We start from the raw sequence: 24,616 nt of genomic DNA on the forward strand, positions 1-24,616 counted from the left end.
CCACCCGCAGCACCTCCGCTCCGGACTGCAGCCGGTAGCGGGTGAGCCCCCGTACGCAACTGGCGTGCGGGGGCTCGCTCTTGTACGGCGGGCGGAGTTACCGTCGTCGTATCGGAATGAGCACCTGATGCGCCACGTCGGACCCTGGGGGGCCGTGATGGTCGAGGAGCTGGTGACGGCGGGAGTGGCACTCGCGTCCGTCGGAGCGGTGTACGCGATGGCGGCGGCGCGGGTCGTCAAACAGTACGAGCGGGGCGTGGTGTTCCGGCTCGGCAGGCTCAGGCCCGAAGTGCGCGGGGCCGGCTTCACGATGGTCGTCCCGTTCGTGGACAAGCTCCGCAAGGTCAACATGCAGATCGTGACGATGCCCGTGCCCGCGCAGGAGGGCATCACCCGCGACAACGTGACGGTCCGGGTGGACGCGGTCGTCTACTTCAAGGTCGTCGACGCGGCGGACGCGTTGGTGCAGGTCGAGGACTACCGGTTCGCCGTCTCGCAGATGGCCCAGACGTCGCTGCGCTCGATCATCGGCAAGAGTGATCTGGACGACCTCCTCTCCAACCGCGAAAAGCTCAACCAGGGCCTGGAGTTGATGATCGACAGCCCCTCCATCGGCTGGGGCGTGCAGATCGACCGCGTCGAGATCAAGGACGTGTCCCTCCCCGAGACGATGAAACGCTCGATGGCCCGCCAGGCCGAGGCCGACCGCGAACGCCGGGCCCGGATCATCAACGCCGACGCCGAGTTGCAGGCCTCCAAGAAACTCGCCGAGGCCGCCGAGCAGATGTCGGAGCAGCCCGCCGCACTCCAACTCCGCCTGCTGCAAACGGTGGTGGCGGTCGCGGCCGAGAAGAACTCGACCCTCGTCCTCCCCTTCCCGGTGGAACTGCTGCGCTTCCTGGAGCGAGCCGCCCCGGCCGCACCCGCGGCGCCCGTGGCACCGGTTGCCCCTGTGGCACCTGTGGCACCGCAACCGGTGCAGGAGCAACTCCCGCCCGCCGAGCCCCACTCGGATCCGGAACCCGATGGATCGATTTCCGGACAGGGCTAGTCCTCACCGGCTGATGGCCGTCGCTCGCACGCGGTGTTTGCAGTGCGAACGGCCTGGGGTGACAGTGAACAGCCAAAGCGATGAGGGCGTACGGCCATGCCCCGCGCGCGACCTGAAGTCGACCTTGTGCGCCCCCTGTGAGGTTGGGAAGAGTGGGTGCCCGTCAACCTACCTTTCGGCCCGCCGGGTCGCGTCCGCAAAGTCCCGTCGTCCGCCCGCAGGGCGGGCCCTGCGGCGTCCGGTGCGTGCTCCCGGCGTGCCGGGTGGAAGCCCTTGTACTGGACGTACTTGGGCTTTCGCCCGGTGCGGCGAGAGTACGTGCCGGGCGTCGCGGGGCAGGCGGGACTTTGCGGACACGGCCTAGCCCTCTGACCTGCCGGGCCGACCCCCCACAGGAGGACACGAGTTGAAGCACCGACGCATATCCGGGCGACGGGCGGCCGTGGCGGGCGCAGCCGCGCTGGTCGTCGCGGGAGTCACCTTGCAGAGTGCGAACGCCAGCGAGGCATCGAAGCCCACCGCACTCCGCACCCTCTCGGCCCAGGCGGCCGGAAAGCTCGCCTCGACGCTCGGCGAGGACCTCGGCTCCGGCGCGGCCGGCACGTTCTACGACGCGAAGACCAAGAGCCTCGTGGTCAACGTGCTCGACCGGGCCGCTGCCGACACCGTCGAGGAGGCCGGCGCCAAGGCGAGAATCGTCGAGCACTCCCTCGCCGAACTGACCGGCGCCCGTACGACCCTCAAGCGGGACGCCACCATCCCCGGCACCTCATGGGCGACCGACCCCACCACCAACAAGGTCGTCGTCACCGCCGACCGCACGGTCTCCGGCACCGAGTGGGCCAAGCTCACCGAGGTCGTCGACGGGCTCGGCAGCAAGGCCGAACTCCGGCGCACCGCAGGGGAGTTCAAACCTCTCATCGCGGGCGGCGACGCCATCACCGGCTCGGGCGGGCGCTGTTCGCTCGGCTTCAACGTGGTCAAGGGCGGCGCGCCCTACTTCATCACCGCGGGGCACTGCACCGAGGCCATCTCCACCTGGACCGACTCCAGTGGCAACGAGATCGGCACGAACGAGCAGTCCAGCTTCCCGGGCAACGACTTCGGCCTGGTCAAGTACACCTCGGACGTCGCCCACCCGAGCGCGGTCGACCTCTACGACGGCTCCTCGCAGCCCATCACCCACGCCGCCGACGCCACCGTCGGCGAGAAGGTGACCCGCAGCGGCTCGACGACCCAGGTGCACACCGGCACGGTCACCGGCCTGGACGCCACCGTGAACTACGGCAACGGCGACATCGTCAACGGCCTCATCCAGACCGACGTCTGCGCCGAGCCCGGCGACAGCGGCGGCTCGCTCTTCGACGGCGACGCGGCGATCGGCCTCACCTCGGGCGGCAGCGGCGACTGCACCTCGGGCGGCGAGACCTTCTTCCAACCGGTCACCGAGGCGCTGTCGACCTTCGGTGCACAGATCGGCTGACCGGCCGACCTGTCGTACGACGCCGTGAAGTCCCGTCCCCGCGCGCGAGGGGGCGGGACTTCACGGCGTCAACAGGTGTGCGGCGAGCGGCGGTTGGCCGCCCCGAGGGTGCCGGTCATCCGTCCAGGGACGCGGCCGGATCCGTCGCCCCCGGTCGGTCCAGGAGGTCTTCGTGTTTCCGCCGCAGCATCGCCGCCAGCAGGGTGACCACGATCCCGGCGAGCGCCCACGCGGACAGCACCAGCAGCGGGCCGGTCACGGCGTTGCCCTTGAAGTAGGCGATCGAGCGGGCCACCCAGGTCCCGGCGCCCGGCGGCAGCGCGGGCCCGATCGCGTTCCAGAACGGCGGCAGCAGCGGCAGCGGAAAGGCGCCGCCCGCGCTCGGGTTGCCCGCGATCACCACCAGCAGGATCGCCAGACCGATGCCCACGACCCCGAAGACCCCCTGCAGGGCGAGGGTCGCCGCCCCGACGGCGAAGGTGATCAGCGCGCCGAGCCCCCAGAACGCCGTCACGCTCCCCGGCAGCGCGCCCAGGACGGGCCCGACGATCACCGCACCGCCGAGACCGCCGACGATCGCGACCAGTGCCATCACGATCAGCCGGATCACCGCGCGGCGCGGGTTGGCGGGCCGGGCGCCGGTGCTGATCGCGAGGATCGAGGCGCACAGATAGCCGCCGACGCACCAGCCGACGACCAGATAGAAGGACGACAGCCCGTCGAAGTCCTGGGCGGAGGCCGGGGCCACGTCCACCACCCTGACCGTGTGCTGCTCGGCCTTCTCCAGGGTGGTGGTGATCGTCTCCAGGGTGGTGGCGAGAACCGTGCCGCCGCCGGTCGCGACCAGGAGCGTGTCCTTGATGCCGCGCGAGTCGATGACGAGAGCGCCGTCGATGTCCCGGTTCAGGATCTGCTTCCGCGCGCTCGCCGCGTCCGGCACCGCGCGCGGGTCCAGGGGCGAGCCGGGCAGCTGCTTCAGCCGGGCCACCGTCTGCTCGGCCGTGACCCCGGGTGCGACAACCCCGAAAGCCACATCTCTGGGCTTCGGGTTGTGGAGCGCGCCCACATAGGAGGCGATGAAGAGCAGCTGAAGGGCGACCACACCGATGACGAGGAGGGTGGCCCGCAGACTGACCGCATCCTTCACCTCACCCAGGAAGGACGTACGGGACGTACCGGCACCGGGGGTCTCTGTCATGTCCCCACGGTCTCGGTGGCCCGGTGTTTGCGCAGGTGGGAAGGGTCCGAACGGATGTCGCACACGCGTTCGAGATTGGGGGTATGGTGGGGCTGAGGCAGTTGGGAACAGGTGTTCGATATCCCTTCGGGGTCCACGAGTGCGGGAGGTGCGTGTGCCGGGTTTCACGCATCTGCACACCGTCTCCGGGTACTCCCTGCGCTACGGCGCCTCGCACCCCGAGCGGCTCGCCGAGCGCGCCTCGGAGCGGGGCATGGACGCCCTCGCCCTCACCGACCGCGACACCCTCGCGGGCACCGTCCGCTTCGCCAAGGCCTGCGCGAAGGCGGGCATACGGCCCCTGTTCGGCACCGAGCTGGCGGTCGGTGAGCCGGTACGAGGCGAGCGGCGCCGGGCCCCGGTCCGCGGCGGTGCCTTCATCGACGAGTCGACACCCCGGGTCACCTTCCTCGCCCGGGACGGCGCGACCGGCTGGGCCGACCTCTGCCGACTCGTCACCGCCGCCCACTCGGCCGAGGGCACCCCCCTCCTGCCCTGGCCCGCCAACCACGGCGACGGTCTGACCGTCCTGCTCGGCCCCGCCTCCGACGTCGGCCGCGCCCTCGCGGCAGGGCGTCCCGACCGGGCGGCCCGCCTCCTCGCCCCCTGGCGCGAGATCTACGGCGACGCCCTGCGCCTCGAAGCCGTCTGGCACCACCGCGAGGGCACCGGCCCCGGCTCCCTGCGGCTGGCCGCCCGCACCGTCGGCTTCGCCGCCGAACAACGCGTCCGGCCCGTGCTCAGCAACGCGGTCCGGTACGCCGACCCCGGCATGGGCCCGGTCGCCGACATCCTGGACTCCGCGCGCAGGCTCGTCCCCGTCGACCCCGCCAAAGGGCTCGACCCGGGGGAGGCCTGGCTCAAGGACGCGGGCGGCATGCTCGCCGCCGCCGAGCGGATCGTCGAGGCCGCCGGCTACCGCCGCGACACCGCCCACCGCCTGCTGGAGCAGACCCGGGCCACCGCCGCCGAGTGCCTCGTCGACCCCGAGGACGACCTCGGCATCGGCTCCGTCCACTTCCCCGAACCGCACCTCGTCGGCGCCGGCCACCGCACCGCACAGCGCGCGCTCGCCTCACGGGCGGCGGCGGGGATGGTGCTGCGCGGCCACTCCGGCAAGCACGTGTACTGGGAGCGGATGCACCGCGAGCTGGACATCATCGCCCATCACAACGTCGCCTCCTACTTCCTGACGGTCGCTCAGGTCGTCGACGACGTAAAGGAGATGGGCATCCGGGTCGCCGCACGCGGCTCCGGCGCGGGCTCGCTCGTCAACCACCTCCTCGGCATCGCGCACGCCGACCCCGTCGAACACGGGCTGCTGATGGAGCGGTTCCTGTCCAAGCGCCGCTCCGTGCTGCCCGACATCGACATCGACGTGGAGTCCGCGCGCCGCCTGGAGGTCTACCGCGCGATCATCGCCCGCTTCGGCACCGAGCGGGTCGCCACGGTCGCGATGCCGGAGACGTACCGGGTGCGGCACGCGATCCGCGATGTCGGCGCGGCCCTGTCCATGGACCCCGCCGACATCGACCGCATCGCCAAGTCCTTCCCGCACATCCGCGCCCGGGACGCCCGCGCCGCGCTCGACGAACTGCCCGAACTCCGGGCGCTGGCAGGGGAGAAGGAGAGATACGGACGCCTCTGGGAACTGGTCGAATCCCTCGACGCGTTGCCGCGCGGAATCGCCATGCACCCCTGCGGAGTCCTGCTCTCCGACGCCACGCTCCTCGCCCGTACACCGGTCGTGCCGACCAGCGGCGAGGGTCTGCCCATGTCGCAGTTCGACAAGGAGGACGTCGAGGACCTCGGACTGCTCAAACTCGATGTGCTGGGTGTGCGGATGCAGTCCGCGATGGCGCACGCGGTCGCCGAGGTGGAGCGGGCGACGGGGGAGCGGATCGACCTGGACGCGGTACCGCCGGGCGACCCGGCGACGTATCAACTCATCCGTTCCACCGAGACGTTGGGCTGCTTCCAGATCGAGTCGCCGGGTCAGCGGGACCTGGTCGGGCGGCTGCAGCCGGCCACCTTCGACGACCTCGTGGTCGACATCTCCCTCTTCCGGCCGGGGCCGGTCGCCGCCGACATGGTGCGGCCGTTCATCGAGGCACGGCACGGGCGGGCACCCGTCAGATATCCGCACCCGGACCTGGAGGAGCCGTTGCGGAGCACGTACGGAGTCGTCGTCTTCCACGAGCAGATCATCGACATCGTGGACATCATGACCGGCTGCGGACGCGGCGAGGCGGACCGGGTGCGGCGCGGGCTGTCCGACCCGGAGTCGCAGGGGCGGATCAGGTTCTGGTTCGCGCAGCACGCGGCAGCCAGGGGATATGACGCAGAAACGATTCAGCGGACCTGGGAGATCGTCGAGGCCTTCGGTTCCTACGGCTTCTGCAAGGCGCACGCGGTCGCCTTCGCCGTACCGACGTACCAGTCGGCGTGGCTGAAGGCGCACCACCCGGCGGCCTTCTATGCCGGGCTGCTCACGCACGACCCCGGGATGTATCCGAAGCGGCTGCTGCTGGCGGACGCGCGGCGGCGCGGGGTGCCGATCCTGCCGTTGGACGTGAACCGGTCGGCGGTCGCCCACCGTATCGAACTGGTGTCTGAATCTCCTGGTTCTTTCGAACGCTGGGGCCTGCGGCTCGCGCTCTCCGACGTGCACGGCATCAGCGAGGCCGAGGCGGCGCGGATCGCGGACGGGCAGCCGTACGCCTCGCTGCTGGACTTCTGGGAGCGGGGGCGGCCGAGCCGTCCGCTTTCCCAACGGCTCGCCCAGGTCGGCGCGTTGGACGCCTTCGGTGCCAACCGGCGTGATCTGCAACTGCACTTGACCGAGCTGCACCGAGGGTCCCGGGGTGCGGGCGGCGGCCAACTCCCGTTGTCCGGTGGGAGGAAGACCGCCCCGGCCGGGCTGCCCGACCTGTCCTCGGCGGAGCGGCTCAGCGCCGAGCTGGGCGTGCTGTCCATGGACACCTCGCGCAATCTGATGGACGACCACCGGGCGTTCCTCGACGAGTTGGGCGTGGTGTCGGCGCGTCGGCTGCGGGATGCCAGGCACGGGGAGACGGTGCTGGTCGCGGGCGCCAAGGCAGCCACCCAGACCCCGCCGATCCGGTCCGGCAAGCGGGTCATCTTCACCACCCTCGACGACGGCACCGGCCTGGTCGACCTCGCCTTCTTCGACGACTCCCACGACGCCTGCGCGCACACCGTCTTCCACTCCTGGCTGCTGCTGGTGCGCGGGGTGGTGCAACGGCGCGGCCCGCGCAGCCTCAGCGTGGTCGGCGCCGCCGCGTGGAACCTCGCCGAACTCGTCGAACTGCGCGCCGAGGGCGGCCTCGACGTGGTCGCGGCCCGGCTGGCGGAGCCCGCGCCGGAGCCGGAACGGAAACAGGCAGGGCCGGTGCCGGAGGAGTCCGGCGGTGACGCGACGCAGGGTCGCCGTATCCGGCTCCCCACCGGATTCGAGCTGCATCCGTGGGCCGATCTGCGTCCGGCGGGCGAAGAGCCCGCGAAGGTACGGAAGTTGTGGCACCAGAGTCCGGGGAGTGCGGGATGACCATCCTCTGCGTACGTTTCCAACTGCCTTCGATCCACCTGCCTTTGACGAGTGAGGCGGCTCTGCCCGGGCTGCTCGGCCTGCTGGCGGAGTTCACTCCCGTCGTCGAGGCCCTGCCGCCGGACGGCGCGCTGGTCGATCTGCGGGGCGCCGAACGGTACTTCGGGCGCGGCGCCGTCGAGCTGGCGGCGGTGATCCGGGTACGGGCGCTCGCCTTCTACGGCGTCGACTGCGTGATCGGCGCCGGACCCGGCCCGATGCTGGCCCGGATCGCGCTGGGGGACGCCCGGCCCGGGGTGACCTGCGCCGTACCCGAGGACACCGTCGCGGAGTTCCTCGCCGAACGGCCCGTCTCCGCGCTCCCCGGCGTCGGCACCGCGACCGCCCGCACCCTGTGCGAGTACGGCCTCGACACCCTCGGCCGGGTCGCCGCCGCCCCCCTGTCCACGGTCCAGCGCCTGGTCGGTGCCAGGGCCGGCCGCGAACTGCACGAGAGGGCGAACGGCGTCGACCGCGGCCGGGTCGTCCCCAACGCGGTCTCGCGCTCCCTGGCGACCGAACGCCCCTTCACCCGCGACGAGTTGGACCCCGACCGGCACCGCCGTGCGCTCCTCTCGGCCGCCGAGGAACTCGGCACCCGGCTGCGCGCCCTGGACAAGGTCTGCGGCGGGCTGACCCTCGCCGTCCGCTACGCCGACCGCTCCTCCACCACCCGCAGCCGCACCCTCAAGGAACCGACCGCGCACTCCGCCGCGTTGACCGGGGTGGCGTACGACATGTACGAGGCGCTCGGGCTGCAACGCGCCCGCGTGCGCTCGCTCACCCTGCGCGCCGAAGCCCTCGGTCCCGCCGAACAGGCCTCCTACCAGCTCACCTTCGACCCGGTGGACGAGAAGGTCCGCCGTATCGAGGAGGTCGCGGACCGGGCGCGGGCGAAGTTCGGGCCGCGCGCGGTGATGCCGGGAGCGTTGGCGGCGTAACTCTCCCTGTTCGTGGGTCAGTTGGCCCACGGCGCGACGATGCGCGTGCCGTCGGCCAGCTCCGCCTCCAGCCCGATCGGCGTGGTGACCCAGGTGATCGTGGTCCGGTCGGTGGGGTTCTCGGCGCCGAAGGTCGCCCCGGGGTTGATGATCAGCGTGTCGCCCGCGCCGACCCGCTCGGTGCGGCCGTCGAGCGTGATGACCAGCTCGCCTTCGAGGATGTGCAGGATCTCCTCGTGGTTGACGGTGTGCAGGGGTGCCTTGGTGCCGGCCGGGATCTCGCCCCGCCAGGCGCACAACTCCTTGCTGCCGGTGCGGGGATGGGCGTACGAGACGAAGCGGGCGCCGTGGATCTCGTGAGTGACGGCTTCGGCTGCGCGGATGACGGGCATGGGTGGGCCTCTCTCAAGATGGTCAAGCTGCTTGACTATATGGCTCCATGGTCAAGCAGCTTGACCGGTTCGTCAAGGGTGTTTCAATGCCTCCGTGCAGAACTCCGAGGCCATCGTCCTGTCCGCCGCCGTGCTCGCCGTCGCCGGTGAACTCACGCAGCGCATCCATGAGGGCGTCGTCGCCCGTGGCTTCGAAGGGGTGCGGCCCGCGCACGGGTTCGCCTTCGTGCGTCTCGCCCCGGACGGTGCGACGGTCACCGATCTCGCCGCCCATCTCGGAGTGACCAAGCAGGCCGCGAGTCAGCTCGTCGCAGAGCTGGTGCGCAGGGGGTATGTCGAGCGGCGCCCGCACCCCGCCGACGCGCGCGCCCGGCTGATCGTGCTGACCGAGCGCGGATGGGCCTGCACGCGTGCGGCGGAGGAGGCCGCCGCCGACGCCGTGCGGCCGTGGGTCGAACTGCTGGGCGAGAGTGAAGTGCGCGTGTTGTGTGACCGTTTGGTGCGTATTGCGCCCTACGGTCCCATCAGGCCGACCTGGTGACTGGTTATCACTGGAAGTTTTTACTGACGCGTAACTTCACGCTTCACCTACTCGCTCGTAACTTGATGAGAGAACAGCATTCTTGTGATCCGGATCACAGGGCGTAAGGCCGTCGCAACTCCCTTGAGCCGCAAGGAGATCACACGATGCTGCCCTGGAAACGAGTGCTCAGACCCCTGACCGCACTGCTCCTGACTGCCGCGGTCGCCGCTCTCCCCACCGCCGCCCATGCGGCGAGCGCCCCGAGCACCGGCTGGAACGACTACACGTGTAAGCCCTCCGCCGCCCACCCCGACCCGGTCGTCCTCGTACACGGAACGTTCGCCAACAGCACCGACAACTGGCTGGTTCTCGCGCCGTACCTGGAGGCCCGCGGCTACTGCGTCTTCTCCCTCGACTACGGCCAACTCCCCGGCGTCCCCCTCGTCTACGGCCTCGGCCCCATCGACAAGTCGGCAGAGCAACTCCAGGCCTACGTCGACAAGGTGCTCGCCGCGACCGGCGCCGCCAAGGTCGACCTCGTCGGTCACTCGCAGGGCGGCATGATGCCCCGCTACTACCTCAAGTTCCTCGGCGGAGCAGCCAAGGTGGACACCTTCGTCGGTATCGCGCCCGACAACCACGGCACCACCCTGGACGGACTCACCAAGCTCCTGCCGTACTTCCCGGGTGCCGAGGACGTGATCTCGGCGGCCACTCCCGCCCTCGCCGACCAGATCGCCGGCTCGGCCTTCCTCACCGAGCTGAACGCGGGCGGCGACACCGTCCCCGGCGTCCACTACACGGTCATCGCCACCCGGTACGACGAGGTGGTCACGCCGTACAGGAGTCAGTTCCTGAGCGGATCCGACGTGCACAACGTGCTGATCCAGAACCTGTGTTCACTCGACCTCTCCGAGCACGCGCTGCTCGGGCTGTCGGACCGGATCGCCTTCCACGAGGTCGCCAACGCCCTCGATCCGGCGCACGCCACCACCACCAACTGCCTGTCGGCACTGAGCTGATCGCACACCGCGGGGTCTGTCCGACCTGAGCCGCCGGACAGACCCCGCCCCCTGGACGGCCGTACTAACGGCCGTGCCGTCCACCGCCGTTGGTCGCGCGGCGGCGGACCGAGGCGAACAGGGCCGCGGCGCCGAGCGCCAGGGAGGCCGCGCCGCCGATGACGAGATACGGCGAGCTGTCGTTGCTGCCGGTCGCCGCGAGATCCTGTGAACTGCCCGCGGGTTGGGGCCCGTTGGCCTGTTCCGTCGCGGCGACCGGCTCCGCCGAAGTGCCCGCGTCCGCGTCCCCGTGACCGTGGTGCTCCACGGTCGACTTGTCGGCACCGGCCGCGATCTGCTCGTCGGACGGGGCGGGAGTGGATTGGGCGGGAGCGGTCGGGGTGGGCGTCGGTGCCGAACTGCCCGCCGTGCCACCGCCGTTGGCCCCCGTGCCGCTACCGCTGCCGCTGCCGTTCCCGTTCCCGCCGAAGCTGACGTCCGAGCAGGAGTAGAAAGCCTCCGGGCTGTCGGAGCGCTGCCAGATCGCGTACAGGAGCTGCTTGCCGGAGCGCTGGGGGAGGGTGCCGGAGAAGGTGTAGAAGCCGCCCGAGGCGACCGGGTCGGTGGCCGTCGCGACCGGGTGCTCCAGGTCCAGGTCGGCCCAGGCGAGCGGCTGCGCGGGGTCGTAGCCGGACTTGGTGAGGTACACCTTGAAGGTGCCCTTGTGCGGCGCGGTCACGCGGTACTTGAAGGTGTACGAGCCGCTGCGCACGCTGGTCGCCGGCCAGTCCGCGCGGGCCAGGTCGAGGCCCTTGAACTCCGCGTTGTTCGCGCTGCACAGCTTGCCGTCCGGGATCAGCGCCTGGTGCTGCCCGTTCGCGTCGCCGATCCGGATGCCGTTCCAGTCGTAGAGCGCCTGTGTGCCACCGGCCGCGACCGCCGCCCTGCACGCGGCCGACTTCGGGTTCTCCGGTCCCTCCGCGTAGCACTGCGCGACCCGGCTGACCGGATCCCCCATCGAACCGTGCGCCGCCGCGGGTGCCGCGGCGAGCGCGGTCAGTGCGAGGGGAGCCATGCCGAGGAGGGCGACAGCGGCGGCCTTGTGGCGTGCGAGCATGGCGGAACTCCAACTCCTCGAACGGTTCGCGACGCGGGGGACGGATCCCGTGGGGTGATCAGAAGCTAGCCCCTGGAAACCGCGATATCGCCTGCTGGGGACGGGGGAGGGAGATCCTTATGGTCGTGTTAAGGCAGGGCTAACCGAGGGCTCAGGGAGTCGGGTGTCGTGAGGGTGGAGAGGCGTCGCAGATGAGCAGACCGCAGTCCGAGTTCCATCGCCCCGAGGCACCCTGGCGGCGGCCGGCCGGGGCACCCGCCGGAGTGTGGGAGCAGGAGCTGGCCGTGGACCCGGTCTCCGGGGACTCCACCGTGCTCCAGCACTACGAGCCGGGAACGGACACCAGCGCCCAGGGTGCCGTCCGGCACGACTACTTCGAGGAGGTGTACATCCTCGAAGGCGACCTCACCGACCTGCGCCTCGGCGAGACCTTCACCGCGGGCATGTACGCCTACCGCCACCCGGACATGGAACACGGGCCGTGGACGAGCACGGAGGGCGTCCGGATGCTCGTGATGAGCACGCATACCGTCGGGCACCGCCCATGACCACCGGCGTTCGCGCGGCCGTCCCCGCCGATGTACCGGCAGTGAAGGCCGTGACCGACATGGCGTACCACCACTACATCGCGCGCATCGGTGTGGTGCCGCAGCCCATGGAGGCGGACCACATGGCGGATGTGGTCGCCGGGCGGGTGTTCGTGACCGGCGACCCTGTGATCGGGCTCGTGGTGATCGAGGAGCGCGCCGATCACCTGTTCCTCGACAGCATCGCCGTCCACCCCGACGCGCACGGCACGGGGGTGGGACGGCGGCTGCTGGACTTCGTGGACGCACGCGCGCGTGCGCTCGGGCTGCCCGAGGTCAGGCTCTACACGAACGCGCTGATGTGGGAGAACCAGCAGATCTACCCGAAGTTCGGCTACGAGGTCGTCGAGCGGCGCACGGACGGGCCGTACGACCGCATCCACTACCGGAAGCGGCTGGCCTGACGGCTGGGCCTCTCGCCGACCGGGCTCAGCCGTCCGGCCACCAGGTGCGGGCGATGTCCTTTCGGACCTCGGGGCGCTCGGCAGGGCGCTCGTCGGCCTCGTCCCGTACCCGACGGGTGTCCGACTTCTTCAGGGGCTTCTGCACGGTTACGCGGCGCATGGCTGCCTCCTTGTGTCCACCCGGGTTCGTGTTCTCACGAGGTAGACCGTTCCCGGGAGGGTGACTCATCGAAGCGGGTCTGTCTGTGGTGGCTGTCACGATCGGACTGTCAGTGGCGGGTGTCACGCTGGGCGCATGAGTGAACTTGAAGCGAACGTGGACTGGGACGCGGAGGCCTCGACCTTCGACGAAGAGCCTGATCACGGCCTGCGCGACCCGAAGGTCCGGCGGGCCTGGGCGGACCGGCTGCGCGGCTGGCTGCCCGCCGGCGCGGCCGATGTCCTCGACCTCGGCTGCGGCACCGGCAGCCTGTCGCTCCTCGCGGCCGAGCAGGGACACCGTGTCACCGGCGTCGACCTCTCCCCGGCGATGGTGGACCTCGCCCGAGCGAAGCTGGCCGGCCGTGACGCGGTGTTCCTGATCGGTGACGCCGCAGCACCTCCGGTGGGTGAGCAGCGCTACGACGTCGTCCTCGTCCGGCATGTGCTGTGGGCGCTGCCCGACACCGCCCGGGTTCTGCGGCACTGGCGCGGGCTGCTGCGCCCCGGCGGGCGGCTGGTGCTGATCGAGGGCCGCTGGGGGACGGTGAGCCCGGCCGGCATACCCGCCGACCGTCTCACCGAGCTCCTGGCGCCCGTCGCCGAGCACGTGCGCGTGGAGCGGCTGTCGGACGACCCGCTGCTGTGGGGGAAGCCGGTGACCGACGAGCGGTACGCGGTGGTCGCCACGGGGTGAGCGGGCCTCACCGCAGCAGCGCGGCGAACCCGCCCGCACGGGCCAGCCCCTCCAACTCGTCGAGCGCCGCCACGGCCGCCGCCGCGGCCACGGGGTCCGAGGCGGCCAGCCCACTCGCCTCGAACTCGTCCTCGTCCAGCCGACGCACGTCCCTGCCGTCGGCGGACAGCCACAGGTCCAGATCGAGGTCTTCTACGACGAGTTCGGCGCCGGAGCGCGTCGCGGGCCGGGTGATGTCGCAGTACCAGCCCTTCAACTTCCCTCCGCCGTCCCGGACTTCCTTCACCGCGTACCAGCGGTCCCGCCAGTAGTACTCGGTGAACACGTCACCGCGCTCGAAGCGCACGAAGCCGAAGTCGCGGACGCCGTCACCCGCCCATGGGGCACGGACGGCGAGGCGGGTGCCGTCGTCGAAGAGCAGCTCCGCCGCGTAACGGATCTTCGTACGGCCCGCCTTGACGAGGACGACGTCCAACTGACGAGCGGAATCAGGCAAGTTCACGGACATACCGCACCTCCGTAGCGCAGGTCTCATAGCCGAACCACTTGTTGATCGCGAGCATCGGCCCGTTGCCGGCGTCGTTGCCGGTGAACGCCTCCGTGAATCCGGCGGCGCGGGCGCGGTGCAGGGAGTCGTTCTTGGCGTGCTTGGCGAGGCCCCGGCCGCGGTGGGCGCGGGCGGTGCCGGTCATGACGGTGCCGTAGCGGAAGCCGCCGTCCGTGCGGGCGGCGCTGAAGGCCGCCGGACGTCCGTCGACGAGGGCGACGGACGTCAACTCCGGGCTGAAGAGGGGGTTTCGCCAGGTCTCGTCCAGCCAGGCCTCGTAGTCGGTGAACTCGGTGTCGATGTCGCTGGGTTCGTCCAGCGTCGCCTCCGCGTCCAGCTCGAACAGCGGGCGCGGGTCGTCGCCGAAGTCCGAGCCCGGGCGGATCTCGACGCCCGGTGGGAGGTCCTGGAGCGGGGGCAGGGCGCCGTGCGCCAGGTCAAGCCGGAGGAAGTGCGCGGAGCGGCTCGCCCTGTAGCCGAACCGCTCGGCGAAGGCGCGGTTGTCCGGCGCGTCCAGGACCCAGGCGTAGAGCCTGACCGCGTCCTGGGCGGCCAGGTGCTCCTCGGCGGCGCGGACGAGGAGTGCGCCCGCGCCCCGGCGCGTCCGCCCGGGGTGCACATACACGTTGACGAAGCCCTGGCCGGGCTCCGGGCTCTCGTTGGCGATGCCCACCTGTGCCGTGCCGATGATCTCGCCGTCCTCCTCCGCGACCAGCCTGCGCAGCCGGGCCTCCGGGTGCGCGTGGGCGATGTCGAAGGCGACGGACTCCGGAGTGAACAGCATGTAGGGGAGCGCGAGGCGGCGGACCTGGACGAAGCCGTCCAGGTCGGCTCGGACGTCGGGGTTCAGGTCGCGCGCGATCACCGTCATGGAGTCGCACGCTACGGCGGAGCCGCGCCGGAGTGCCTCTCATTTTCCGGTGGGTGCGGGACAATCGGGCCGTGACCTTGAAGATCCACATCGATGACAGTGCCGCGCCCTACGAGCAGATCCGCGCCCAGATCTCGGAGCAGGCCCGGTCCGGAGCGCTGCCGGTCGGCCACCGGCTGCCCACGGTACGGGGACTGGCCGAGTCGCTCGGCCTCGCCGCCAACACCGTCGCCAAGGCGTACCGGGCCCTGGAGACGGACGGCGTGATCGAGACGCGGGGCCGCAACGGAACGCTGATCGCTGCCGCGGGCTCGGCGGCGGAGCGGGAAGCGGCGCTGGCCGCGCAGGCCTATGCGGAGAAGGTCCGGCGGCTGGGGCTCACGCGGGAGGACGCGGCGGCGGCGGTACGGGATGCCCTGCGGGCGGCTTACGGGGCTTAGCCGCGACGGGTGTTGTCACAGATACAACCCCGCGTCCGCCCCCTCCCGTTGGTCCGGTACCGAGGTCGGCTGGGTGCCCCGGCGCAGTGCGTACAGTTCCGCGAGGGTCGCGCCCTCGCGGCCGATGCCCTCCTCCGTGCCGAGCCAGCCGATCGCCTCGCGGCGGGTGAGCGCGCCCACCTCGATACGGGCCAGACAGCGGCCGGGGCGGACGACCGCGGGGTGCAGGCGCTCCAGGTCCTCGTTGGTGGTGACGCCCACCAGGACGTTGCGGCCCTGGCCGAGGAGGCCGTCCGTCAGGTTCAGGAGGCGGGAGAGGGCCTGGCCCGCCGTGTGCTTGGCCTCGCCGCGGATCAACTCGTCGCAGTCCTCCAGGAGAAGGAGCCGCCAACGGCCCTTGCCCGTCGTGTCGTCCTCGCCGATCGCGATGTCCATCAGATAGCCGACGTCGCTGAACAGCCGCTCCGGGTCCAGCACACAGTCCACCTGGCACCAGTCCCGCCAGGAACGCGCCAGCGTGCGCAGTGCCGAGGTCTTGCCGGTGCCCGGCGGGCCGTGCAGCAACAGCAGCCGGCCCGCGATGTCCTCCGGCGTCGTCTTCATCAGGGTGTCCATGGCGTCGGCCACCGGACCCGTGTAGTTGGGGCGCACCTCGTCCCACGTACCGGCCGAGATCTGCCGGGTCGTCCGGTGCGGGCCGCGCCTGGGGGAGACGTACCAGAACCCCATCGTCACGTTCTCCGGCTGCGGTTCGGGCTCGTCCGCCGCGCCGTCGGTCGCCTGGCCGAGGACCTTCTCGGCGAGCTCCTCGCTGGTCGCGGTGACCGTGATGTCGGCGCCCCGGTTCCAGCGGGAGATCAGCAGCGTCCAGCCGTCGCCCTCGGCGAGTGTCGCGCTGCGGTCGTCGTCGCGGGCGGCGCGCAGCACGCGGGCGCCCGGCGGGAGCAGGGTCGCCCCGGACCGTACGCGGTCGATGTTCGCCGCGTGCGAGTACGGCTGCTCGCCCGTCGCGAAGCGGCCGAGGAACAGCGCGTCGACGACATCGGACGGGGAGTCGGAGTCGTCGACGTTGAGCCGGATCGGCAGCGCGTCGTGCGGGTTAGCGGACATGGGGCCATGATCCGGCACGCGGACGCCGTGTGCACCCGCTTTCCGCAGTGCGCCCGCAGGGCCTGTCTCTGCCCGGTCCATCCGATGTGTCCGTTCCGTGTCCGCCATGTATCCCCTCGGTCCTGTTACAAGCCTGTGCATGTGGAGCCCTGCCCCACCATGGGGCACCGACGTTACTGTTGCCCTTGATGGGACGTCATGGGTGGAATTCGGGGGCACGACGGTGGCGCCTCACCGCGCTGCTCGGCGTGGGTGTGGCCGCACTGGCTCTGATCGTGACCCTGATCAACACGCTTCCCGGCGGCGGAAGCACCGCGGGCACCTCGCGCGACGGCGACAAGGTGCACGGCACCCCGGCGAGCCCGCCCGACGAGGACCGGCCGGAGGTCGGCTGGGGCTTCACCCACACCCAGTACAGCGCCGACGAGGGCAGCGACACCGCGACCGAGCGCGTCGAGGGACTGCTCGCGAAGTCCCAACTGCCGCAGGACCAGGCCATCATGGGCTGGGGCGCCGACAACCCCGAGCCGGTGAAGGGGCGTTACGACTTCGGCGCCCTCGACCGCCGTATCGACTTCGTCCGCAAGTCGGGCGGCACCCCGGTGATCACGCTGTGCTGCTCCCCGGACTGGATGAAGGGCGGCAAGTCGGGCGTCGACAACACCAATTGGAGCCAGGCGTCGCTGGAGACGGCCCCGCAGCCGGACCACTACGCGGACTTCGCCGCGCTCGCCGCGACCGTCGCCAAGCGGTACCCGGACGTCACCCACTTCATCGTGTGGAACGAGTTCAAGGGCTTCTGGAACAACGCCGAACAGCGCTGGGACTACGAGGGTTACACCCAGCTCTACAACCTGGTCTACAAGGCGCTGAAGAAGGTCAACCCGAAGATCATGGTCGGCGGTCCCTATCTGGTGATGGACAGCGTCGACCCGCGCGACTCGGACGCCTCCAGCACCTTCAAGGGCAGTTGGGGCGCGATGGACCAGCGGATCATCGACGCCTTCGACTACTGGAACAAGAACAAGGTCGGCGCCGACTTCGTGGTCGTCGACGGCTCCAGCTACACCAACGACGACGAGCTGCTGCCCAACGAGTTCGGGGCCACCGACAAGCTCACCGCGGTGAGCGAGTGGGTACGGCAGCAGACGCACGACCTGCCCCTGTGGTGGGCCGAGTACTACGTCGAGCCCGCCGACGGCAACGACGACCGCAAAGGCTGGTCCGAGACCCACCGCGTCGCTGTCCAGGCCGCCGGCATGATCGCCATGGCCAAGGGCGGCGCCACCTCCGGCTTCTACTGGAACCCGGAGGACGAGAAGGGCACGAACTGCGCGGGCTGTCTGTGGACCCCGACCGACAGTTCCGACGGCGGGAAGCAACTGCCCATGTACGACCTGGTCTCCCGCTTCGACGCCGCCTTCGGGCCCGGTACGAAGTTGGAGACCGTGTCGGTCGCCGCGGACGACGTGCCCAACGTCAAGGTCCTCGCCACCGACAAGGCGGTCCTGGTCGTGAACACCCTGGACCGGCAGATCAGCGCGAAGGTCGACGGCCAGGAGTTCGAGATGGCGGCCTATGGGGTCAAGTGGCTTACTCGATAAGCCACTTGACCCCGTAAGGCGCTGCTACTTCATCGTCAGGAACCGTTGCACCAGCGAGGCCAGCAGCACCGCCAGCAGGGGCAGTGAGAACCAGAAACTGCTCTGCAGCCACCGCAGTTGACGCACACTCGGCCGCACCGCGACCCGGACGACCTCGCGGGCCGTCAGCATCAGGATCAGCGCGAGGGCGGCGAGCGCGCCCACCACCGACCACGGCGTCCAGGTGATCTGCGGTCCGATCGGCCCGGGATCGGGCTTCGGGACCGCACCGGCCGGCTGCTTGCGCAGCGCGTACATGGTCACGTCTTCGTTGACGAGGACCTTCTTCAACTCCTGCCGGTTGTCCAGGTTCTGGATGAGCCGGGACTCCCAGGTCGCCGAGTAGCCCGCGTCCAGTTGCAGCGAGACGACCTGGCTCTTGTTGAGCATCAGATACGAGTTCGGGCCCGCGTCCTTGAGCGCCTTGACCAGACCGGACACCAGCACCGGGTCCGAAGGGGCAAGCGTGGGAACGTAGTTGACCCGCTCCATGTCCTTCGCGCCCCACGGCATCGCCGGCGTCACGTCGTTGACCGTGTCGTTGGTCAGCCACAGCAGCCGTACGGTCGGTTTGTCGTGGGCGTACACGTAGTTCATGGCGGCGACCTCGCCGGGCCGCACCCGCTCGAAGCCCTCGTTGCCCCAACGGGCCACCAGGAAGCCGCCCATGAGCACCAGGCCCGCCAGCAGTGCGGCCAGCGGGGCGAGGCTCATCCGGTCCTTCTCGCGCTCCTTGGTGGTGACGCCGGTGCGCGGGAAGAGCGCGAGGCCCGCGAGCAGGGCCGCGCCGGGCACCGCGAACATGAAGACCCGCAGCGCCATTTCGCCGCCGTAGGACTGCATGCCGAAGCCCAGGAACGGGACGAAGGTGAGGACGAGGAGGGAGCGTTCGCGGTACTTGTGGTCGCGGCGGCGCCACCAGCCCCAGCAGGCGAAGGCCATCACGCCGCCGGCCAGCAGGACGCGGGTGTAGAGGACCAGCTTGTGGGTCGAACTGCCGCCCTGGATACGGCCGGAGACGGAGGTCGAGACATTGCTGCCGACCCCGCCGACCCCGCCGAAGAGGTCGTTGAAGTGTCCGGACCAGTACGGCTCGGCCATGAATCCGATCCACACCGCGACCAGCACCGCGAACAGGATGGGCAGACCGCGCAGTTCGGAGCGGCCGATCAGGACGAGGACCGTGAGGACGCCCAGCATCACGAACGGGGTGAGCTGGTGGGCCGGGACACTCGCCGCGAACAGACCGATCAACACCAGGAGCAGGACGGCCTGTTGACGCCGGTCGGTCGGTTCGACCTCCGCCTCGCCGGGCCGCGTCTTCGTCCACAGCACTCCCGGCGCCCGGAACCAGACCAGGAGGATCGCCACGAAGGCCAGATAGAGCAGGAAGGTGAAGCCCTGCGGGGAGAAGTAGTCCTGGCCGACCCAGCCGCTGAGCACGAAGATCCAGACGCCGGTCCACTTCGCCCGCCAGCTCGCCCGCAGGGAACGCACGAGGAGGAACATCGGTGCCAGATAGGCGAGTTGGATGGCGGTGGGCCACCAGCGGATGACCTCGGTCCAGTCGGTGATCCCGCAGGCCCTGCCGATGAACGCCGCCGCCGCGAAGAAGCCCGGCCAGCTCCAGCGGGCGTCCAGGTCGGGTACGGCCGACCCGGTGCGGTCGATGTAGTCGATGAACCCGAGGTGCTGCCAGGCCGTCGGGAAGCGCGGCTCGGGCTCGATCACCGCAGGCAGCGCGTGCAGCGAGATCACCGTCGCGAGCAACGTGATCAGCAGCAGCGCCTTGTGCTCGCGGCCCAGCCACAGCAGCGACGCGAACACCGCGACCAGCAGCGCGGCGCCGACCAGCGTGGGCAGCGGCAGCACCGAGATCAGGCCGAGCCCGCCCATACGGTCGAGGTCGGACTCGCCGAGCCGCAGCGCGGGCACCCAGTACAGGAGCAGCGCGGCGGCCAGCAGACAGCCGAGGACGACACCGGGACGGCTGGGCACCAGGCGTTCGCGCAGCGACAACGGCCGTGCGGGCGGCGGCACTTCGGCCTCCCGGGACTCCGTCTCCCGCGCTTCCGCCGCTACGAGCGCCGCCTCCGGTACGACCACCCGGTCGGAGCCGTTGGCGGGTCCGAACGGCGCGTCCACCTCGGGCTCCGCGACCGGGCTCACCGACGACTCCGAGCCGGGCTCCCGCTCTTCCACCGGTAACCCCACGACCTCGGACCGCTTGATGCCGAGCGCCCAGGTCGGCCGCTGCTCGCCGGACACGATGGGCGTGCCGGCGGGCGGGGTGCCGGGACCCGGGCGTACGTCGGGCCGGCGTTCCAGGTGGTCGAAGTCCACGTGGATACCGAGCGCGAGGGTGTCGGAGTCGAGCGCCCAGGCCGGGCCGCGACGGCGGGTGGCGGCCGGAACCTCGCGGGCCCCCAGGTCGGCGAGGTCGCCGTCCGGTGCCGCGTCCTCGGGGAGTTCCGCGGGCGCCGCCCTGAGCGTCCTGAAGAGTTTGGGCGCGGCGATCGTCACGATCACCGCGAGGCTGGAGATCTCGGCGACGCCCGCGCCGGTCAGGCCCATACGGGGGAGCAGCAGCAGCGTCAGACCGAGCACCAGGACGCACAACAGGCCCTGCAGCCAGGCGAGTCCACCGGTACGGCTCCGCGCGCGCAGCACCGCGAAGTACGTCTCCATGACGACCCGCAGCAGCGCGCCCACCGCGAACCAGCGCAGCAGCGGGGTCGCTGCGTCCGCGTAGCCCGCGCCGAACACGCCCAGGATGTACGGCGCCCCGATGAACAGCAGCCCGCAGATCGGCAGCATGATCCGGGCCATGCGCTTGAGCGCGGCCCGGGTGTTGGCGGCGATGCGCGCCGGGTCGTGGGAGCCCTCGACGGTCAGCGAGGCACCCATGTTGATGGCGAGCAGGTTGACCGTGCCGCCTATCGTCGTGGTGATGTAGAAGTACGCGTTGTCCTCGGAGCTGACCTGCGAGGCGATGATCACCGGCACCAGGTAGACCACGGCGAGCGAGAACAGCGAGCCCGTGTAGTCCCCGGCGAGGAACCGCCCGATCTCCCGCAGCGTCGGCGGCTTCGCATGCTCCTCGGTCGCCTTGATGTGCCGGGGCACCAGCCGCCGGAACACCAGCCAGCCGAGCGGCACCACGGAGAACGCGATCGCGGCGACCCAGGACACGAAGACACCGCTCGCGGCGAATATCGACGCGAGCCCGACCAGCAGCGCCAACTTCACCGCCGAGAACACGGTGTTGCCCACCGGCACCCAGGGCGCGCTGCGCAGCCCGGTCAGCACCCCGTCCTGGAGCGTGAGCAGGTTCCAGGCGATGACGGCGACGACGAAGCCGAGCGCGGGGATCGGCCCGTGCAGGAAGCGGTACGAGGGTCCCCAGTCGCTCAGGGTCAGCAGGAAGATCCCGGCGCCGAGCGCGACGACGAGCGAACTGCCCGCGTACGTACGGAAGATGAGCCGACCGGTGGCACGGCCGGCGACCGGGATGAACCGGGCGAGGGCACCCGTCAGGGTCACCGCGGTGAGTCCGGCGAGCAGCTTCATCGCGGCGATCGCCGCCGAACCCTGTCCGACGGCGGAAGGCGAGTAGTAGTGGGCCGCGATCAGCCAGTAGCCCAGCCCGAGCACCGCGGAGATACCGGTGTTGAGCATCAGGGCGTAGGCGTTGCGGAACAGCGGGCTGCCGCCGGGGGACTTGCGCCTCCCCGGCAGGCGCAGACGGCGCCCCGACTGCGGGGGCGCTTCGGTCTCGGGCACTGCGTCCTGGGTGGTGGTCGTCGTGTCAGACACGGGAACGGCTGGCCTTCCGGCGGACCTGTCGAGCTCTGCGGACCATGGCGTACCCCTGCGTGAGGACCCGGTCCCTGGCGAAGTTGCGGGCGATCGCACGGCCCTCGACGAGCCGCTCGAACTCCTCGACACCCGTACTGCGGCGCACAGTCACCCGTCGCAGGGCGTACGGCCCCTGCCGGCGGCGGGCGAGGTCGTTGCCGACGGCGAGCGCCTGCGTGAACCCGGTCTCCCGTACCGCGACGCGCACCCGGCGGCTGGAGTAGCCGTACGGATAGGCGAACGAGACGGGTACCGCGCCGAGTTCGTCGGCGACGATCTCCATGCAGCGGACCAGCTCCGCGTGCAGGGAGTCGTCGTCGAGCTGGTCGAGCTGCGGGTGGGTGTGGCTGTGGCCGCCGATCTCGACGTCGGCGCCCGCGAGTTGGCGGATCTGGTCCCAGTCCAGCATGGTGTCGAGGCCGCCCCCGGTGTCGTACGCGCCCCGGATCCAGCCGGTGGAGACGAACAGGGTGGACGCGAAGCCGTGTTGCGCGAGTGCGGGCAGCGCGTGCCGGTGCACGCCCTCGTAGCCGTCGTCGAAGGTGATCAGGACGGGGCGCTCCGGCAGCGGTTTACCCGATCGCCAACTCGACGCCAGATCCGCGGTGTTGATCGGGGTGAAGCGCAGGTCGCCGAGGAGCGCCAGCTGTTCGGCGAACGCCTCCGGTGCGACGGAGAGGGCCCGGGTGGCGTCGTTCGGGGCGGCTGCGATCGAGTGGTACATGAGGATCGGCACCGGTGTGTCACTCATGTGTGTCCCCCCGCTCGATCCCGGCCACCTCGAACGTGGCCCCGCCCCGCCGTGCCCTCAGGCTCCCGACGACATACCCGCCCGCCGCGGTGAACACCCCGGCGACGATCGCGCCCGCCCGGCCCGCGCCGCCCGGCCGGGCGAACACGGCGTCGCGCAGCCCGCGTGCCACCCCGGCCGGCAGGACCCGGGTGGTGTAGCGGCGCTCGGACTCAAGTCCCTTGTCGGCGCCGACACTTCGGGCCACCAGCGCCTTGGACAGGCCCTCGGCGTACGTGCGTGTACGGAAGTACCCGAAGTGCTCGCGTGCCTCGGGCACCCGGTGGTGGATCACCGCCCGGTCGTCGATCAGCAGCACCGCGTCCGGTCTGGCCCGCGAGAGCCGGATGCACAACTCCGTCTCCTCGCAGCCCAGCGGACGCTTGTCGCCGTCGCGCCCGATGCCGGTCGCGAAACCCCCGGCCGCGTCGAACGCCGTACGCCGGAACGAGGCGTTGCCGCCAAGGACGTTGCGCACCCGGACCCGGCCCGGCGGCAGGCCCTTGTACGTGCAGCCCACCACCCAGTCGAACTCCTCGGGGAACCAGGCCGGCCGGCGGCCCGACGCCCAGATCGGCATCGTACGGCCGCCGACAGCCATGACCCCGGGGTCGGTGTACGCCTCGGCGAAGTGCCGCAGCCACTCACGCTCGGCCACGGCGTCGTCGTCGAGGAAGGCGATGACCTCGCCGAACGACACGGCGATGCCGGTGTTGCGGCCCGCGGAGAGCCCGCGGGGGCCCGCGTTCGCCAGCACACGGACCTCGCCGCTCTCCTCGAAGTCCTTGTACTCCCTGGTGAGTCGGTCCAGGAGAGCCGGGTTGTGGTCGACGACCAGCAACGTCTCCAGCGCGGGCCGTGACTGCGCACGCACCGAGGAGACCGCCGCGAGGATGTCCTCCCAGCGGTCCTCGGTGTAGACGCAGATCACGACGGAGATGTCGGGACCGCTCAAGACACCTCTCCCCGGACCGAGGTGGGCTGCGCGTCGAGACCGTCGATCATCGTGGAGTGCGAACGGCTGCGCAGCGCACGCCTGTTGGAACGTTCCTTGAGGATCACCTTGAGCACCCGGATCCCGTCCCGCACGGCGCGCAGATTGCTCGTGCCGTGGATGCGGAGGTACTCGTGGCTGGGGATCTCCTGGACCTTGAGGCCGGCCTTGACCACCCGGATGTTGATCAGGGTCTCGATCTCGAAGCCGGTGCAGTCGAGGTCGATCTTGTCGAGGCAGTGCCGCCAGAACGCGTTGTATCCGTAGCAGAGATCGGTGTAGCGGGCGCCGAACTTGCGGTTGACGATCGTGCACAGCGCCCAGTTGCCGAGCTTGCGGATGAACGTCATGTCGTCCGTGCCGCCGCCGTTGGCGAAGCGGGAACCCTTGGCGAAGTCGGCGCCCGAGACAAGGGCGGAGACATAGCTGACGATCTCGTGTCCGTCGGCCGAGCCGTCCGCGTCGACCATCACGATGATGTCGCCGCTGCAGGCCTCGAACCCGGTGATCAGGGCATCCCCCTTGCCCTTTCCCTGCTGTTCGACGACCTTCACCCCGGGCCACAGTTCGCGGGCCACTTCCACGGTGTTGTCGGTGGAATTGCCGTCCACAAGAACCACTTCGTGTATCCACGCGGGCAGTGTCTTGAAGACGTAGGGGAGATTCTCCGCCTCATTCATGGCGGGAATCACCACGCTCACCGGCGGTGTAATCGCCAGGTGAGAGGAGATCGGCCGGTATTTGGCCGACATTAATGGATCTTGGCCCGATGTCGCTGGGCGCAGAACAGAACTCACGAGTCTGGTCCCTCTCGTCCGGCGGACCGCCCGCCCCTGGGCGGCCCGGCTCTGTGCTCCGGTTCGAAAGGGGGGTTCTCACGGGCGACACGGATCAATGGATCTCCGTGCACGCGTGGTGAGCTGGCAAAGCTGGTCGACCCCCGAAAACAACATGAAAGCCGGCCGCGCGGACGACTCGGTCACCAGTACGGTCACCGAGCACGGCACCCCCCTACCGCGCCCCGCGCCGGTTCATCGCGGTCCTTGAGCCCTCCCCTAGAGCCGCTCGATGATGGACCAGTGCGGGTGAGATTACGACGGTATTGATGATTGAACCCGTATGGCA

Annotated in this window: 22 protein-coding genes; 11 read left to right on the forward strand and 11 right to left on the reverse strand. The window is 70.5% G+C overall.

All coding sequences use genetic code 11. The features are described from left to right. Positions 1 to 157: 157 nt before the first annotated feature. Complete coding sequence (locus OC490_RS14520) at positions 158 to 1,051, forward strand: slipin family protein (RefSeq protein WP_262058635.1); 894 nt, start codon at positions 158 to 160, stop codon at positions 1,049 to 1,051. 406 nt (positions 1,052 to 1,457) lie between these two features. Continuing rightward, positions 1,458 to 2,534: a S1 family peptidase gene (locus OC490_RS14525; protein WP_262058327.1), complete on the forward strand. Its 1,077-nt coding sequence runs from the start codon at positions 1,458 to 1,460 to the stop codon at positions 2,532 to 2,534. Between the two features lie 115 nt (positions 2,535 to 2,649). Here the strand turns inward: OC490_RS14525 and OC490_RS14530 are convergent, their stop codons facing one another. Beyond that, complete coding sequence (locus tag OC490_RS14530) at positions 2,650 to 3,732, reverse strand: DUF3533 domain-containing protein (protein WP_262058328.1); 1,083 nt, start codon at positions 3,730 to 3,732, stop codon at positions 2,650 to 2,652. A gap of 154 nt (positions 3,733 to 3,886) precedes the next feature. Here OC490_RS14530 and OC490_RS14535 point away from each other — a divergent pair, with 154 nt between their 5' ends. Both OC490_RS14535 and OC490_RS14540 read left to right on the forward strand, forming a co-directional pair. Then, the gene (locus tag OC490_RS14535) at positions 3,887 to 7,339 is read left to right on the forward strand and encodes a DNA polymerase III subunit alpha (RefSeq protein WP_262058329.1); all 3,453 of its coding nucleotides are present in this window, start codon (positions 3,887 to 3,889) and stop codon (positions 7,337 to 7,339) included. Then, positions 7,336 to 8,319, forward strand: coding sequence for a DNA polymerase thumb domain-containing protein (locus OC490_RS14540; protein WP_262058330.1), 984 nt, complete (start codon positions 7,336 to 7,338; stop codon positions 8,317 to 8,319). Before OC490_RS14535 ends, OC490_RS14540 begins: the two co-directional genes overlap by 4 nt. Before the next feature lie 17 nt (positions 8,320 to 8,336). Here OC490_RS14540 and OC490_RS14545 read toward each other — a convergent pair whose 3' ends face one another. Continuing rightward, entirely contained in the window at positions 8,337 to 8,711 is a 375-nt protein-coding gene (locus tag OC490_RS14545) for a cupin domain-containing protein (RefSeq protein ID WP_262058331.1), read from the reverse strand. Positions 8,712 to 8,805: 94 nt separating this feature from the next. On the opposite strand from OC490_RS14545, the gene OC490_RS14550 reads away from it, so the two are divergent. Further along, a complete protein-coding gene (locus OC490_RS14550; RefSeq protein WP_262058332.1) occupies positions 8,806 to 9,252 on the forward strand; it encodes a MarR family winged helix-turn-helix transcriptional regulator in 447 nt (148 codons plus the stop codon). A gap of 146 nt (positions 9,253 to 9,398) precedes the next feature. Continuing rightward, the gene (locus OC490_RS14555; RefSeq protein WP_262058333.1) at positions 9,399 to 10,256 is read left to right on the forward strand and encodes an esterase/lipase family protein; all 858 of its coding nucleotides are present in this window, start codon (positions 9,399 to 9,401) and stop codon (positions 10,254 to 10,256) included. 64 nt (positions 10,257 to 10,320) lie between these two features. Here the strand turns inward: OC490_RS14555 and OC490_RS14560 are convergent, their stop codons facing one another. Next, positions 10,321 to 11,352, reverse strand: coding sequence for a lytic polysaccharide monooxygenase (locus tag OC490_RS14560; protein WP_262058334.1), 1,032 nt, complete (start codon positions 11,350 to 11,352; stop codon positions 10,321 to 10,323). Positions 11,353 to 11,543: 191 nt separating this feature from the next. Here OC490_RS14560 and OC490_RS14565 point away from each other — a divergent pair, with 191 nt between their 5' ends. Both OC490_RS14565 and OC490_RS14570 read left to right on the forward strand, forming a co-directional pair. Beyond that, entirely contained in the window at positions 11,544 to 11,900 is a 357-nt protein-coding gene (locus tag OC490_RS14565; RefSeq protein ID WP_262058335.1) for a cupin domain-containing protein, read from the forward strand. Further along, complete coding sequence (locus OC490_RS14570) at positions 11,897 to 12,343, forward strand: GNAT family N-acetyltransferase (protein ID WP_262058336.1); 447 nt, start codon at positions 11,897 to 11,899, stop codon at positions 12,341 to 12,343. The genes OC490_RS14565 and OC490_RS14570 overlap by 4 nt, the downstream gene beginning before the upstream one ends. A 25-nt stretch (positions 12,344 to 12,368) precedes the next feature. Here OC490_RS14570 and OC490_RS14575 read toward each other — a convergent pair whose 3' ends face one another. Then, positions 12,369 to 12,503 carry a hypothetical protein gene (locus OC490_RS14575; protein ID WP_262058337.1) on the reverse strand — a complete coding sequence of 45 codons (135 nt, stop codon included), beginning with the start codon at positions 12,501 to 12,503 and terminating at the stop codon, positions 12,369 to 12,371. Between the two features lie 135 nt (positions 12,504 to 12,638). Here OC490_RS14575 and OC490_RS14580 point away from each other — a divergent pair, with 135 nt between their 5' ends. Next, the gene (locus OC490_RS14580; RefSeq protein ID WP_262058338.1) at positions 12,639 to 13,238 is read left to right on the forward strand and encodes a class I SAM-dependent methyltransferase; all 600 of its coding nucleotides are present in this window, start codon (positions 12,639 to 12,641) and stop codon (positions 13,236 to 13,238) included. A 7-nt stretch (positions 13,239 to 13,245) separates the two neighbouring features. Here the strand turns inward: OC490_RS14580 and OC490_RS14585 are convergent, their stop codons facing one another. Beyond that, the gene (locus OC490_RS14585) at positions 13,246 to 13,746 is read right to left on the reverse strand and encodes a DUF402 domain-containing protein (RefSeq protein ID WP_262058339.1); all 501 of its coding nucleotides are present in this window, start codon (positions 13,744 to 13,746) and stop codon (positions 13,246 to 13,248) included. After that, a complete protein-coding gene (locus OC490_RS14590; protein WP_262058340.1) occupies positions 13,727 to 14,656 on the reverse strand; it encodes a GNAT family N-acetyltransferase in 930 nt (309 codons plus the stop codon). The genes OC490_RS14585 and OC490_RS14590 overlap by 20 nt, the downstream gene beginning before the upstream one ends. Positions 14,657 to 14,727: 71 nt before the next feature. Here OC490_RS14590 and OC490_RS14595 point away from each other — a divergent pair, with 71 nt between their 5' ends. Beyond that, entirely contained in the window at positions 14,728 to 15,096 is a 369-nt protein-coding gene (locus tag OC490_RS14595) for a GntR family transcriptional regulator (RefSeq protein WP_262058341.1), read from the forward strand. Between the two features lie 15 nt (positions 15,097 to 15,111). Here the strand turns inward: OC490_RS14595 and OC490_RS14600 are convergent, their stop codons facing one another. Beyond that, a complete protein-coding gene (locus tag OC490_RS14600) occupies positions 15,112 to 16,206 on the reverse strand; it encodes a DUF5925 domain-containing protein (protein ID WP_262058342.1) in 1,095 nt (364 codons plus the stop codon). A gap of 188 nt (positions 16,207 to 16,394) precedes the next feature. On the opposite strand from OC490_RS14600, the gene OC490_RS14605 reads away from it, so the two are divergent. Further along, positions 16,395 to 17,810 (forward strand): GH39 family glycosyl hydrolase, encoded by a 1,416-nt coding sequence (locus OC490_RS14605; RefSeq protein ID WP_262058343.1) that lies wholly within the window; start codon positions 16,395 to 16,397, stop codon positions 17,808 to 17,810. A gap of 24 nt (positions 17,811 to 17,834) precedes the next feature. On the opposite strand, the gene OC490_RS14610 is transcribed toward OC490_RS14605, so the two are convergent. The 4 genes from OC490_RS14610 to OC490_RS14625 are packed head-to-tail and all read right to left on the reverse strand — an operon-like array spanning position 17,835 to position 24,288. Beyond that, positions 17,835 to 21,665: a lipopolysaccharide biosynthesis protein gene (locus OC490_RS14610; protein ID WP_262058344.1), complete on the reverse strand. Its 3,831-nt coding sequence runs from the start codon at positions 21,663 to 21,665 to the stop codon at positions 17,835 to 17,837. Further along, complete coding sequence (locus OC490_RS14615) at positions 21,658 to 22,458, reverse strand: polysaccharide deacetylase family protein (protein WP_262058345.1); 801 nt, start codon at positions 22,456 to 22,458, stop codon at positions 21,658 to 21,660. Before OC490_RS14615 ends, OC490_RS14610 begins: the two co-directional genes overlap by 8 nt. Then, positions 22,451 to 23,452 (reverse strand): glycosyltransferase family 2 protein, encoded by a 1,002-nt coding sequence (locus OC490_RS14620; RefSeq protein WP_262058346.1) that lies wholly within the window; start codon positions 23,450 to 23,452, stop codon positions 22,451 to 22,453. The genes OC490_RS14615 and OC490_RS14620 overlap by 8 nt, the downstream gene beginning before the upstream one ends. Continuing rightward, complete coding sequence (locus OC490_RS14625) at positions 23,449 to 24,288, reverse strand: glycosyltransferase family 2 protein (protein WP_262058347.1); 840 nt, start codon at positions 24,286 to 24,288, stop codon at positions 23,449 to 23,451. The genes OC490_RS14620 and OC490_RS14625 overlap by 4 nt, the downstream gene beginning before the upstream one ends. Between the last annotated feature and the right edge of the window lie 328 nt (positions 24,289 to 24,616).

The organism is Streptomyces sp. STR69 (genome assembly GCF_024519455.1).
Lineage (GTDB): Bacteria > Actinomycetota > Actinomycetes > Streptomycetales > Streptomycetaceae > Streptomyces.